This window comes from Stenotrophomonas sp. Steno-C18 (assembly GCF_056393195.1).
Map to the genome: position 1 here is coordinate 406,544 of NZ_JBWJOX010000001.1, position 13,677 is coordinate 420,220.

Here is a 13,677-nt window from a genome sequence, read left to right on the forward strand (position 1 = left end):
GGGAGCACATCGTCGCGAGCGCGCCGAGCCATGCGCGACGCGGCTCTCCCGGTAGTGCCGCGTGCCGCAGCGGAGCACGGCTCCGCGCTGCCGGGGTCAGCGTTCCTTGCTTGCGCGCAGCGCGGCGATGCGCGAGGGCGGGTTGAACGAATCGCTGCGTGCATCGGCCCAGTAGTCGCGGAACACGACATGCTCCGGCACCTTGTTCAGCAGCTCACCCGGGGCCAGATAGCGGTACAAGCTGGAAAGCGAACGGATCTCCACCGGCGACACGCGGCGCAGGATGTGCTCCGGGCCCAGCTCGGACGGATCGTTCAATCCGGCCGCGCCCAGCAGGTCGCGCAGCGCGCGCAGGGTGTTCTCGTGGTAACGGAACACGCGTTGCGCCTTGTCCACCGGCTCCAGGTGCCGCCAGCGGCTGGGATCCTGGGTGGCGATGCCGGTCGGGCACTTGTCGTTGTGGCAACTCAGCGACTGGATGCAGCCCAACGCGAACATGAAGCCACGCCCGGCGTTGCACCAGTCCGCGCCCAGCGCGATGGTGCGCGCGATCTCGAACGCACTGGTCACCTTGCCGGCAGCGCCCAGGCGCACGCGGTCGCGCAGGTTCAGGCCCACCAGCGTGTTGTGCACCAGGATCAGGGCTTCGTTCATCGGCACGCCGACATGGTCGATGAACTCGGCCGGGGCCGCACCGGTACCACCTTCGGCGCCGTCGACGACGATGTAGTCCGGCAGCAACCCGGTTTCCTGCATGGCCTTGGCGATGCCGAACCATTCCCACGGATGGCCGATGGCCAGCTTGAAGCCCACCGGCTTGCCGCCGGACAGCTCGCGCAGCCGCGCCACGAACTGCAGCAGCTCGACCGGCGTGGAGAACGCCGAATGCTTGGATGGCGACACGCAGTCCACGCCCATCGGCACGCCACGCGTCTGCGAGATCTCGGCACTGACCTTGGCCGCCGGCAGCACGCCACCATGGCCCGGCTTGGCGCCCTGCGAGAGCTTGATCTCGATCATCTTGACCTGCTCAAGCCGGGCGTTCTCGACGAAGCGCTCCTCGCTGAAGCGGCCATTCTCGTCACGGCAGCCGAAGTACCCCGAGCCCAGCTCCCATACCAGGTCGCCGCCCTGTTCGCGGTGGTAGGGCGAGATCGAGCCTTCGCCGGTGTCGTGGTAGAAGTTGCCCAGCTGCGCGCCCTTGTTGAGTGCGCGGATCGCATTGGCCGACAGCGAGCCGAAACTCATCGCCGAGATGTTGAACACGCTCGCCGAATACGGCTTGGCGCAATCGGCACCGATGACCACGCGGAAATCATGATGCGGGATGCTGGTCGGCGACAGTGAATGGTTGATCCATTCGTAATCCACCGCATAGGCACTGCGCAGCGTGCCGAACGGCACCACGTCCATCTCGTTGCGTGAACGCTGGTAGATCAACTGGCGCTGCTGGCGCGAGAACGGCACGTCCTCCAGGTCGCTCTGCACGAAATACTGGCGGATCTCCGGCCCGATCGACTCGAAGCCATAGCGGAAATGCGCCAGCACCGGATAGTTGCGCCGCAGGACACTGCGGCGCTGCAGCACATCCCAGGTGCCGAGCACCGACATCAGGCCAAACAGGGCCACGCCCCAGTACCAGGCAGGCCATTGGCTTGCCAGGGCCAGCGATACCGGCAACAGGATCAGTGCCAGCACATAAACCAGATAACGATGCATTACCGTCCTCGCGGTCGGGGATGGCGGATTCTACAACCGGTCGTCCACTGCCTGCCGGGGCCAGGCCGATTTCACGTCGTAGACCACCACGTCCGGCACACCCAAGGCACGGATGGCGTCGACATCCAGTTCACGGAACTGCCGGTGCGCCACCGCCAGCACCACCGCGTCGTATGCGCCGGCCGCGGGTTCATCGGCCAGCGTCACCCCGCCCATGTCGTGCGCGCCGCGCGGATCCGCCCATGGGTCGAAGGCATCGACCGAAGCACCCGCCGCGGACAGCATCTGCACCAGGTCCAGTGCGCGACTGTTGCGCAGGTCCGGACAGTCCTCCTTGAAGGTGACGCCAAGCACCAGCACGCGCGCACCGGACAAGGCCTTGCCCTTGCCTTCGAGCAGCAACCGCACCCGCGTGACCACGTGCGCCACCACGCGGTTGTTGACCTGGCGCGCGGTATGGATCAAGTCCGGGTGATAACCCACGCTCTCGGACTTGTGCAGCAGGTAGTACGGGTCCACGCCGATGCAATGTCCGCCGACCATGCCCGGGCGGAACGGCAGGAAGTTCCACTTGGTGCCCGCCGCCTCGAGGACATCGAGGGTGTCGATCTCCAGCTTGTCGAAGATCAGCGCCAGTTCGTTGACCAGCGCGATGTTCACGTCACGCTGGATGTTCTCCACCACCTTGGCCGCCTCGGCCACGCGGATCGACGGCGCCGGCCAGGTACCGGCGGTGATGATGCGCCGGTACAGCGCATCGACCACGTCGGCCGCTTCAGGGGTGGAACCGGCGGTGATCTTGCGGATGTCCGGCAGGCGCCGCTGGCGGTCGCCCGGGTTGATCCGCTCGGGACTGTAGCCGCAGTAGAAGTCCTCGTTGAAACGCAGCCCCGAACCCTGCTCCAGCAGTGGCACGCAGACTTCCTCGGTGGTCCCCGGGTACACGGTGGACTCGTAGATCACCAGGTCACCGCGCTTGAGCACGCCGGCGATCAACGCGCTGGCGCGCCGCATCGGCTCCAGGTCCGGCTGCTCGTAGGCGTCGATGGGCGTGGGCACGGTGACGATGTAGACGTTGCGTGGTGCCAGCGCGGCGGCGTCGGCCGTGTAGCGGGCATGCACGCCTGCTGCCAGTTCATCGTCTTCCAGTTCCAGCGTGTGATCGTGCCCGGCCTGCAGCTCGGCCACGCGTGCGGCATCGATGTCGTACCCCAGCACGTCCAGCGTCTTGCCGAACTCCACCGCCAGCGGCAGACCGACGTACCCCAGGCCGATGATGGCGATCCGCGGCTCGGCCGCAGCAGTAATCCGGGCGCTCATGCCGCTCCTGACAATACGAAGGTGGTGCCCGGGGCGGGGATCGAACCCGCATAGCCTTTCAGCTGAGGGATTTTAAGTCCCTTGCGTCTACCAGTTTCGCCACCCGGGCATCGCGATAGCGTGCCTGATCCGGCCGCAATTGTGAATTGCAGCCGGCGCGGCGGGCGGCACCGGCATCAGATCGCGCGTGAATAGCGGGCCGGTTGCTGGGGCGCCTTCAGGTAACGGTCAAAGCACATCGCGATCAGGCGCAGCAGGGGGCGCCCCTGCCGCGTGGTGGCCACCACGCCATCCCGGCAACTGGCCAGCCCGTCCTGCTCCAGGCGGCGCAGCGCCTGCAGCTCGTCGGCGAAGTAGTGGTCGAAGTCCACGCCATGGCGACGGCCCAATACACGTCCGTCCACCCGGCCATGGCACATCAGCTCCTGGATCAGCGCCGCGCGCAGCACATCATCGGCATCCAGTTCCAGGCCACGCCAGACCGGCAAGCCACCCGCTTCCAGGCGCGCCTCCCAGTCCTTGAGATCACGCGGGTTCTGGCTGTAGCTGTTGTCGATGCGGCTGATGGCGCTCACCCCGAGCCCCAGCAGGTCAGTGTCGGCGTGCGTGGTGTAGCCCATGAAATTGCGATGCAGGCTGCCCGCCCGCTGGGCGCGCGCGAGATCCTCTTCCGGCAGGGCGAAATGATCCATGCCGATGTACTGGTAACCGGCCGCCGACAGCCGTTCCACCGCCAGCCCCAGCAGGGCCAGCTTCTGGTCCGGATCGGGGAGGTCGGCATCGAGGATCTGGCGCTGCGCCTTGAACATGTGCGGCAGGTGCGCGTAGCCATAGATCGCCAGGCGATCCGGACGCACGGCCATCACGGTGTCGAGCGTGCGCCCGAAGCCGGCCAGCGTCTGCTTCGGCAGGCCGTAGATCAGGTCCACGTTGACCGAGCGCATGCCGCTGTCGCGGCAGGCCTGGAGGATGGCCATCGTGTCATCGACGCCCTGCACGCGGTTGATGGCGTGCTGCACGTCCGGATCGAAGTCCTGCACGCCAAGGCTGGCGCGGTTGAAGCCCAGCGCCGCCAGTCCGGCGATATCGGCCACGCTGACCGAACGGGGGTCCAGTTCGATGGAGAAATCACGCTCGGCGCGCGGGCTGAAACGAAAGCGCCTTCCCAGCCCTTCCAGCAGCCGCCGCAGCTGCGCCGGCTCCAGGAAGTTGGGCGTTCCGCCGCCGAGGTGCAGCTGGATGACTTCGCGGGCCGGGTCGAACAACGGCGCGGCGCGGTCCGCCTCGCGCAGCACCTGGTCCACGTAGTGCTCGCCCTTGCTGCGGTCACGGCTGATCACCCGGTTGCAGCCGCAGTAGAAGCAGGGGCTGGTGCAGTACGGGACATGCACGTAGAGCGAGAGCGGCCGCGCCGAGGTATTGCTGCGCGCGATGGCGGCCTGCAGCTGCGATTGGCCGTAGCCGTCATGAAAGTGCGGCGCCGTGGGATAGGAGGTGTAGCGCGGCCCGGGGCGATCATGCCGGCGCAGCAGCTCCGGGTCGAAGGTCCAGCCCAGCGGGTTCAGCAGTACGGGATTCGTGTCCATGGCGCCAAGGATCTGCCAGCCGGGCTGGCCGCGCCTTGAGCCAGATCAATCCGGCCGCGGCCCATGGCTTGATCCAGATCAAGGCCTTCGGCGCGATCGCCTTCTAGGCTGCGGTCCTCGTCATTGCGCCCATCCATCGCGTACCCGCCTCCCCCACGGGCGCGCGGCACCGGCCCCGCTCCTCCCTCCGGAACCCATGAACGACATCGACCCTGCGCCGTCTTCATTACGCCCCGCCGCACAGCAACTTGGCGCGGTGCTCTGGCCCAGCTTCTTCGCCGCCGTGGTCGCCGCTGCGCTGTTCTTCTCGGTGGTCGACCCCCTGAAACTGGCCGCCATCAGCCTGCCGCAGCACGGCATCAGCCGCGAACTGGGCTACACCATCGGCTTCCTGCTGCTGTGGCTGGCCACCGCCTCGGCCAGCGCCGTCACCGCGTTGTTGCTGCGCCCGCGCAGGGATGCCGACGACGGAAGCGCCTTCGAATGAGCCTGTCGCAAGGCAAGCGCGCCCGCACCGCGCTGCGCACGGCCGTCGCGCTGGCGCTGCTGGCCGCGTTCTACCTGCTGCCGTGGCTGCGGCTGGATGGCCAGCCGATCCTGCTGCTGGACCTGTCGGCGCGGCGGTTCCATCTGTTCGGGTACAGCCTGCAGCCGGAGAACGCCCTGCCCCTGTTCTGGCTGGTCACCGCGGCCGCCGCATTGCTGTGCCTGGTCACGGTGATGTGCGGCCGGCTGTGGTGCAGCCATGTCTGTCCGCAGACCGTGCTGACCCGGGTATTCCGCAAGCTCGACCAGCTCACCGCCTTCGATGGCCCGGCCGCCCGCTTCGGGCCGGCGCTGCGGCACGTGCTATGGGCCGCCATCGCGCTGTGGACCGGCATCAGCTTCGTCGGCTACTTCAGCCCCATCGGCGGCCTGATCCATGACCTGACGCATTTTTCGCTGGGCATGTGGGAAGGCTTCTGGATCGTCTTCTACGCATTGGCCACCTGGGCCAACGTGGTCTACCTGCATGAACAGGTCTGCAGCCACCTGTGCCCCTACAGCCGCGTGCAGCACCTGATCACCGATGCACGCACGCCCACCGTCCGCTACATCGCCGCGCGCGGCGAGCCGCGCGGCCCACGCCCACACGGCGGTCCGAGCGTGCTGCATCGCTCGCGCGGGCTGCTCGACCCGGTCACCGCCAACGACTACGTGTTTCGTGCCGCCCATCCAGCCATTGCCGGCGCCTTGCCCAAGTTCAACCCCGAGCACCTGGGCGACTGCACCGATTGCGGGGCCTGCCTGCAGGCGTGCCCGATCCGGCTGGATATCCGCAATGGCCATTCCAGCCATTGCATCGAATGCGGCGCCTGCGAAGACGCCTGCGACGAGGCGATGGTGCTCCAGCATTTCCCCGAAGGCCTGATCCGACGCATGGCGCCGGAACCGGACGGCGGGCAGCCCCCGCCCGCGCTGCGCATCAAACCCCTGCTGTTCACGGCCGCCATGCTGGTGGCGCTGGTACTGACGATCGTTACCGCCGGGGCGCCGTACTGAGCCCCCCCTCCTGGAGGGCAGACACGAAAAAGCCGGCCCTGGGCCGGCTTTTCTGTTTCCACCCCCGCTGCGGGGAGTGGTGGGCGGTACAGGGTTCGAACCTGTGACCCCTACCATGTCAAGGTAGTGCTCTACCGCTGAGCTAACCGCCCCTGTCGCAACACGCGTGCATTGCGGTGGTGCTGCCCGCACCGGGGTACTACTTCAACAAAAAGGCCGACCCGATGGCCGGCCTTTTTGGATGTCCACTCGACCCGATTCCGGGGAGTGGTGGGCGGTACAGGGTTCGAACCTGTGACCCCTACCATGTCAAGGTAGTGCTCTACCGCTGAGCTAACCGCCCGTCGCTGCAACAATTCACCGTTGCGAGGGCGCGTATCTTAACCAACCCGGCCCGGTTGGACAACCGTTTTCTGCAAAAATCTTCACGCTGGCCACCTCAGCCCAGATTGGCCTCCTTGAGCTTGTGGATCTGGTCGCGCACCCGGGCCGCGTCCTCGAACTCCAGGTCGCGGGCATGCTGGTACATCTTCTGTTCCAGCTCCTTGATCCGCGCCGCCAGTTTGCCCGGGTCCATTGGCAGGTAGTCGGCCTCCGGCTCGGCCACGCGACGCCCCTTGCCCTTGACGCTGGACTTGGCCGACCCCTCCTCGTGCGCCCCTTCCAGGATGTCCACGATGGGCCGCGCCACCGACCGGGGCACGATGCCGTGCAACTCGTTGTACTCCACCTGCTTCTGCCGGCGACGGTCGGTCTCGTCGATGGCCGCCTGCATCGAGCGGGTCATCTTGTCGGCGTACAGGATCGCCTTGCCGCGCACGTTGCGGGCGGCACGGCCGATGGTCTGGATCAACGAACCGGTCGAGCGCAGGAAGCCCTCCTTGTCCGCGTCCAGGATCGCCACCAGCGATACTTCCGGCATGTCCAGGCCCTCGCGCAGCAGGTTGATGCCGACCAGCACGTCGAACTTGCCCAGGCGCAGGTCGCGGATGATCTCCACCCGCTCCACCGTGTCCACGTCCGAGTGCAGGTAGCGTACGCGGATGCCGTGCTCGCCCAGGTACTCGGTGAGGTTCTCGGCCATGCGCTTGGTCAGCGTGGTGACCAGCACGCGGTCGCCCATCTTGATGCGCGCATTGCACTCGGACATCAGGTCATCGACCTGGGTGCCGACCGGGCGGATCTCCACCTGCGGATCGATCAGGCCGGTCGGGCGCACCACCAGCTCGGTGATCTCCTCGCCGGATTCGCGCAGCTCGTACGGACCCGGCGTGGCCGACACGTAGATGCTGCGCGGCGAGCGCGCCTCCCATTCCTCGAACCGCAGCGGGCGGTTGTCCAGCGCCGAGGGTAGGCGGAAGCCGAACTCCACCAGCGTTTCCTTGCGCGAGCGGTCGCCCTTGTACATCGCGCCGATCTGCGGAATGGTGACGTGCGATTCGTCGATGACCAGCAACGCGTCGGCCGGCAGGTAGTCGAACAGGGTCGGCGGCGGCTCGCCGGCAGCCTTGCCGGTGAGGTGGCGGGAGTAGTTCTCGATGCCGTTGCAGTAGCCGACCTCGGCCATCATCTCCAGGTCGAACTGGGTGCGCTGCGCCAGGCGCTGCGCTTCGACCAGCTTGTTCTGCACGTACAGCAGCTCCAGCCGCTCCTTCAGCTCGACCTTGATGGTCTCGATCGCCGCCAGCACGCGCTCGCGCGTGGTCGCGTAATGCGTCTTGGGGTAGATGGTGTAGCGCTGCATCCTGCGCAGGCTTTCCCCGGTGAGCGGGTCGAACATGCTCAGTTGCTCGATCTCGCCGTCGAACAGCTCGATGCGCACCGCCTCGCTGTCCAGTTCGGCCGGGAACACGTCGATCACCTCACCGCGCACGCGGAAGGTACCGCGCTGCAGTTCGTACTCATTGCGGGTGTATTGCAACTGGGTGAGATGCTTGATCAGGTCACGCTGGTCGATGCGCTCGCCCTTGGACAGGATCAGGCGCAAAGACAGGTAGTCCTCGGGCGCACCCAGGCCATAGATCGCCGAAACGGTGGCCACCACGATCGCGTCCGGTCGCGACAGCAGCGTCTTGGTCGCGGCCAGGCGCATCTGCTCGATGTGCTCGTTGATCGAACTGTCCTTCTCGATGAAGGTGTCCGAGGCCGGCACGTAGGCCTCCGGCTGGTAGTAGTCGTAATAGCTGACGAAGTACTCCACCGCGTTGTGCGGGAAGAACGCCTTGAACTCGCCGTACAACTGCGCGGCCAGGGTCTTGTTCGGCGCCATCACCAGCGTCGGCCGCTGGATCTGCTGCACGACGTTGGCGATGGTGTAGGTCTTGCCCGAGCCGGTCACGCCCAGCAGCGTCTGCTTGGCGATGCCCGCTTCGAAATTGGCCACCAGCTTCTCGATGGCGGCAGGCTGGTCACCGGCCGGAGCGTAAGGCGATACGAGCTGGAAGCTGTCGGACATGGGGAGGCCTTGCCTGCGTGGACTGCCCAGTATAGCGAGCGCCGTGATGACGACCCGGCAGGGACTAACCTCAAGTTCAGGGGCCAGCTCCCCCGAGTCCCGGCACACGCACACCCATGCAGCATGGGACGACCCGATCAGCACGGAAGCCCCGCCCCATGATGGGTCAACGACGTGTCAGCCACCCCGCCAGCAGGGGCTTTTCCCAGATCGAAACACTCGCATGCATTGTCGTGGCCTCCTTGTTGGCAGCGCTCGCCGCGCCGGCAATGAGCGGGCAACTTCGTCATTCCCGGGCAACGGCGTTGCAGAATGCCTTGGTGGGGCATCTGCATCTGGCCCGCCAGACTGCGATCTGGCAGCGCAAACCCACCCTGCTATGCCCCTCCGTGAACGGGAAGCAGTGCACGACAACCCGAAACTGGGCGGAGATCTGGCTGGTCTTCACCGATCCTGACGGCAACGGGCAGCCAGACCTTCCCACCGACATCATCCGGACTGGCAGACAGCCCGCGCCAGCAACCCTGAACCTGAGGAGCAGCGCTGGTCGGAGTCGGGTCCGCTACCTCCCCGACGGCGGCAATGCGGGCTCCAACCTGACCCTTTCGATCTGCACCACCAGAGGCCAGCTGCTCAGGCAGGTGGTCGTCAACAACAGTGGGCGCGTCCGCAATGGACGGATCATCGAGGGAGCAACCTGCCCGCCCTGAACGGGGAGTTGCGCGGTCGGGCCGTGCTGAGTAGAATGCGCGTCCCCGCCCGAATAGCTCAGCCGGTTAGAGCACTTGACTGTTAATCAGGGGGTCGTTGGTTCGAGTCCAACTTCGGGCGCCAGATCAAGAAAGCGATAAAGCCCGCCGCAAGGCGGGCTTTATCGTTCCTGCGTCTGCGAGAAATGGACGCCATGCTTCCCGACGCAAGGGCACCGTTTCCTGCAACAAAAAAACCCGCCGGTTCCGGCGGGCTTTTTGGGGAATCGTCCGGCGCATCACCAGCAATCAGCAACCGTCGCCGTTCCGCTCTTCGTGCGCACCCCTTGCGCATTGACCGTCAACGTCCCGCACTTGGGATCCTTCTGGCTCGACGTCGGCACCGCCTGCAGGATGTAGGCACGCGCGGTCGGATCCCCTCCCTGGAAGCCTACCTGGTAGAACGCCGCCAAGTCCGCGTCACAACGCGGAGCCGGTGCACCGACATACGTCAGATTGGTTGTGTAGTAACGCTCCATCGTCTGCGCATGCTGCTGCAGGCAGCCTGCCACGGCCGTACGACGCGCCTTGACCACGTACTCCCGGTAGTTGGGATAGACGATGGCTGACAGGATCGCGATCACCGCGACCACGATCATCAACTCGACCAGCGTGAAACCCGCCGCCCGGCCCCTACCTGCAAGCACCGCCCCCCGTTGTGCACGAACCATCTTGTTCACTCCCTTAGTTCCCGATCAGTTCGCGCCAGGAAACGCGCTTGATGTTGCCGTTGTTGGTATTGGTCTTGGTCTTGTCGTAGGTGCCATCGTCAAGACTGGTATACATGTTGTCACCGATGAAGATCGGATTGTTCGGGCTGCTGCCGTAACCGATGCCCGATACCGGCACGCCATCCAGCGAGTCCTTGCTGTCGATCACGCCATCGCCGTTGGCATCGAAGAAGCCGCCGGACAGGCGCCCACCCGTGAACGGATCGATCGCCATCGTATAGCCCTTGCCGGTCGGGCTGCACACATCCGCTGAATCCGGGATGCGCGTGGTGCCGATCAGGGTCAGGCCCTGGAAGAAGTTCGGCACCACCATGCGCTCACCTGCCGCAGTACCCGAGGACGGAAGCAGGTTCATGTACCAGCCGTCCTCACCCGTCGTGGCCACGCGCTCGATGACACGCACGTCGTAGCCGCCGACCTTGCCTTCGTTGAGGACGCTCACCTGCTTCAGGCCGCCCGCTCCGGAAATGGTCGAACCCTTGTCGATCAGGCCATACCAGGTCTGCACGTTCTTGTTCGCGCGGTCCGCCGAATTCAGGTAACGGCCCGTACCGTAGAACACCCAGGTCTGCAGGGTCTTGGGGTTCACCGCGACCAACGGGGCCGCCGTGATGGGCTTGGTGGCCCCTGCCGCAAACAACAGGCTGGCGGTTCCCGTCGACAGCTTGAAGCGCCACATGTTGCCCTTGAGGTCACCGGCATACACGGTATCGACCAGGCCGTTGCCTGCAGCGGACCAGGCGTTGATGCCGGACAGGCCATTGTCGCTGCCAGTCGCCGTGGAAATGGTGGACATGCTCCCGTTGGACATGTTGATCACCACCAGCTTGGCGATCCCGTCACTGCTGTTCGGGCCGTTGCCCAGCAACACCTTCCACTGTCCGTCAGCCACCTGCGAAACGATCGGCTGGCCCAGGTTGTTGCCCAACGCTGCATCGTTCACTTCCCACATCAGGGTGGGCGACGCCGGGTTGGTCACGTCCAGCGCGAAGACGGTCTTGCCGCCACGCCCCATGGTGCCGACCAGCGCGGTACGCCAGTTCGCACCGTCATACCAGTCCGCCGCGGTCATGGCACCGTCAACCGTATAAGTGTGCTCGTAGGCCGGGTCGGTGTACTTCAACGCACCACTGAGCTTGGCCATGCCTTCGGTGGGAACGAAGGCAAACAGCTCCTTGCCACTGCTCGCATTGAACGCATGCAGCATGCCGTCGTTGGCCCCCACATACACCACCGGAGTACGTGTGGCCTGGACGGAAGCAAACGATGCGTAGTTGCTGGAACCGGCGAAGGTGCTCTTCATGTACAGACGGCTGTTGGGCGCGCCCACATACACCGGCTGCGAATTCACGATGTCGCCCAGCAGGCTCAGGCGGTTACGGAAAGTCCCGCCATTGCTCTTCTCACCGGAACGATCACCGCGCAGATAGTTCACCACCGCCGCGGACAGGCCGTTGACCGAACCTTGGAACGCGGCAAGCGATCCACCATTGTTGTAGAAGATCTTGCGCGCGTTGGTGGTGGCGTTGGTCGGCCCCCAGACCGGGAACTGGTCGGCAGCGGACCAGGCCTGCGTCAGCGCACCAGTGGTGGCATTGACGTCATACGCATACAGGCGCCCCGCCCACTCGCGATTCTGGCCGGTGACGAACTGCGCCTGGAACGTGCGTGCACCGGCATCCAGCTTCGTCGAGTTGCTGGCGAACGAGCTCGCCGAGCCCTCCGCCTTCTTGGCGATCGACTCGAAGGCCTGGCGCAGGCTGGCCACCATCTTGTCGGCCTCGCTGGCCACGTAGAAGTTGTCCGGACGCGGGTAGCTGTTGACGGTGCTCGTCACGCCGCCACCTGAACCACTGGTCAGGTAGTCGGTATTCGTATGCCACCACGACTCCTGCAACGCCTTGGTCGTCAGCGGATCGAAACCCAGCGGCACGTCGAAGCCACCGTATTTGGCAGTCAGCCAGTACTGGTTGGCGGTCTTCGGCTCCAGGATCTGGTTCTCGCGCACGTCCACCCAATAGGTCGAGAGCGTCTGCTTCCCGGTGGTGTTGGGCTTGGCCAGGTCATCCGGACGGATGTCGTTCGTATTGGCGTAGTACGCCAGGCCGGCGATGAAGGCCGAGTTGCCACGACCACTGAAACTGGAGGCATTGGCCTTGGTGGTAATACCTTCCAGGTCAAAGATCTTCTGCGTGTACTTGACTGCCAGGTCGTAGTCCTTGTCCGGCGTATTGGGAATATCGCGGTCTTCGTGGGTGTTCACGTCACCGATGCCCAACGCCGCGTTCACCTGGCAGGAGTACCGGATCGGATCATCCCAATCGGTGATGACCGGGAAACCGTCGGCGTAGGTGTAGTTGATGTTCCGGGTATAGGCATCGATGTTGCCCTGCCCACGGAAGTAACGCAGCGCCGCGTAGTACAGCTCGCTCACCGGGTCATTGCTCTTCGGCGAAGCCGTCGTCATCTGGCCGAACTTGTTCAGATAATTGATGACGCCGCTGTCCTGGATGCCGGTGGTTGCGGTGGCACTTGCATCGTCCGGGTCGGGATTACGGCGCAGCACGCCCGTGGTGGAATCCCATTCGGCGTTCGCGTTCACCAGCGTGCCGACTTCCGGGTAGTAGCTGTTGGGGCCGACGAACTTCTGGCGCGCACGCATCACGCCGCCATTCCGGGTATTCCCCGACTCGTTGAGGAAGCCGAAGATGCTGTAGCGGATGCGCTTGGAGTACTCCTGGATCAGGCCTTCAGGCTTCCAGCCCTGCGAGTACTGGACGCAATTACTCTCCACGCCCACGCTCGCATCGCAGACCTTCACGCGCACACTGACTTCATAGACGGTGCCGGCATCACCATTCTTCCCCGTGGTGAGGGTATGCACCGCCGGGTTGTAAGGCACCGGAGTGGCACCGAGATCGCCGCTGGAAGTGAAGCGCATCTTGTTGCCCAGCCCTGCGATGCGGATCTTCAGGCTGTTCCACTGCGCACCGGTCAGGTTGTTGACCAGGGTGGCATTGGTGGACGACGCGGGGATGGTGCGGTCCGGATACAGACCCGAGCCGTGGTGGCGCGCCTTCTCCAGAACCGTCGTGGTCGGGGTATCCACCACGCGGTACCCACCGGTAAGCCCGGAGCGGAACGGGTCGATGGTCTGGGTGGCCGCCCAGTTCATGTAATTGCCGCTCCACTGCTTTGCAGTGGCGCAATTGAACGAAACCGCCGCACCCACAGGATAGAAGTAGCGGTCCGTCTCGGTGGCACTGTAGTTGTACAGATAGCACTTGGCCGGATCGAAGTAACCCGAATACCGGCGCGACGTGTCGTAGTTGCCGATGTTCGCCTGGCTGATCAGGGTTGGATATTCCACCGACGGCACCAGCACCAGGTTGCCTGGCACGTCGCTGCCCACGTACATCGGTGACTGGGCGATCTCCACGGCCGGCGCCTGGGCCGAGCACAAGGCGGCGAACAGGCCGATGGCGAAAGCGCCAAATCGACTGCTCAACGAACGCGGCTGGACGATTGTTTCGATGGATGTCGTTTTCATGATCTTTCAGAGTCCCAGGACGACG

At 65.1% G+C, this 13,677-nt stretch carries 9 protein-coding genes and 4 tRNA genes; 4 read left to right on the forward strand and 9 right to left on the reverse strand.

Annotated elements, in window-relative coordinates; translation table 11 throughout:
- Positions 1 to 96: 96 nt before the first annotated feature.
- The 4 genes from AC06FE_RS01955 to hemN form a co-directional block, all read right to left on the reverse strand.
- Positions 97 to 1,719 carry an FMN-binding glutamate synthase family protein gene (locus AC06FE_RS01955; protein ID WP_192288067.1) on the reverse strand — a complete coding sequence of 541 codons (1,623 nt, stop codon included), beginning with the start codon at positions 1,717 to 1,719 and terminating at the stop codon, positions 97 to 99.
- A 30-nt stretch (positions 1,720 to 1,749) separates the two neighbouring features.
- Positions 1,750 to 3,039, reverse strand: a complete 1,290-nt coding sequence (locus AC06FE_RS01960) for a nucleotide sugar dehydrogenase (protein WP_313251356.1) — start codon at positions 3,037 to 3,039, stop codon at positions 1,750 to 1,752.
- A 22-nt stretch (positions 3,040 to 3,061) separates the two neighbouring features.
- Positions 3,062 to 3,148 (reverse strand) — tRNA-Leu (locus AC06FE_RS01965).
- A 67-nt stretch (positions 3,149 to 3,215) separates the two neighbouring features.
- Positions 3,216 to 4,625 (reverse strand): oxygen-independent coproporphyrinogen III oxidase, encoded by a 1,410-nt coding sequence (gene hemN / locus AC06FE_RS01970; RefSeq protein WP_478072094.1) that lies wholly within the window; start codon positions 4,623 to 4,625, stop codon positions 3,216 to 3,218.
- A gap of 196 nt (positions 4,626 to 4,821) precedes the next feature.
- Between hemN and AC06FE_RS01975 the strand changes: the two genes are divergently transcribed.
- Together AC06FE_RS01975 and AC06FE_RS01980 are read left to right on the forward strand one after the other, a co-directional pair.
- Positions 4,822 to 5,112 carry a hypothetical protein gene (locus AC06FE_RS01975; protein WP_478072095.1) on the forward strand — a complete coding sequence of 97 codons (291 nt, stop codon included), beginning with the start codon at positions 4,822 to 4,824 and terminating at the stop codon, positions 5,110 to 5,112.
- A complete protein-coding gene (locus tag AC06FE_RS01980; protein WP_478072096.1) occupies positions 5,109 to 6,167 on the forward strand; it encodes a 4Fe-4S dicluster domain-containing protein in 1,059 nt (352 codons plus the stop codon). The genes AC06FE_RS01975 and AC06FE_RS01980 overlap by 4 nt, the downstream gene beginning before the upstream one ends.
- Positions 6,168 to 6,244: 77 nt before the next feature.
- Here the strand turns inward: AC06FE_RS01980 and AC06FE_RS01985 are convergent.
- The 3 genes from AC06FE_RS01985 to uvrB all read right to left on the reverse strand — a co-directional run bounded on the left by AC06FE_RS01985 (position 6,245) and on the right by uvrB (position 8,622).
- Positions 6,245 to 6,319, reverse strand: a tRNA-Val gene (locus tag AC06FE_RS01985).
- Between the two features lie 116 nt (positions 6,320 to 6,435).
- Positions 6,436 to 6,510: transfer RNA gene (locus tag AC06FE_RS01990), tRNA-Val, on the reverse strand.
- Positions 6,511 to 6,606: 96 nt separating this feature from the next.
- Complete coding sequence (uvrB, locus tag AC06FE_RS01995) at positions 6,607 to 8,622, reverse strand: excinuclease ABC subunit UvrB (protein ID WP_478072097.1); 2,016 nt, start codon at positions 8,620 to 8,622, stop codon at positions 6,607 to 6,609.
- Positions 8,623 to 8,780: 158 nt separating this feature from the next.
- Between uvrB and AC06FE_RS02000 the strand changes: the two genes are divergently transcribed.
- Both AC06FE_RS02000 and AC06FE_RS02005 read left to right on the forward strand, forming a co-directional pair.
- Positions 8,781 to 9,332 (forward strand): GspH/FimT family pseudopilin, encoded by a 552-nt coding sequence (locus AC06FE_RS02000; protein WP_478072098.1) that lies wholly within the window; start codon positions 8,781 to 8,783, stop codon positions 9,330 to 9,332.
- Between the two features lie 47 nt (positions 9,333 to 9,379).
- A tRNA-Asn gene (locus AC06FE_RS02005) sits at positions 9,380 to 9,456 on the forward strand.
- A gap of 154 nt (positions 9,457 to 9,610) precedes the next feature.
- Here AC06FE_RS02005 and AC06FE_RS02010 read toward each other — a convergent pair.
- Together AC06FE_RS02010 and AC06FE_RS02015 are read right to left on the reverse strand one after the other, a co-directional pair.
- Positions 9,611 to 10,042 carry a type IV pilin protein gene (locus AC06FE_RS02010; RefSeq protein ID WP_132866047.1) on the reverse strand — a complete coding sequence of 144 codons (432 nt, stop codon included), beginning with the start codon at positions 10,040 to 10,042 and terminating at the stop codon, positions 9,611 to 9,613.
- A 13-nt stretch (positions 10,043 to 10,055) separates the two neighbouring features.
- Entirely contained in the window at positions 10,056 to 13,652 is a 3,597-nt protein-coding gene (locus AC06FE_RS02015; protein WP_478072099.1) for a pilus assembly protein, read from the reverse strand.
- Positions 13,653 to 13,677: the final 25 nt, after the last annotated feature.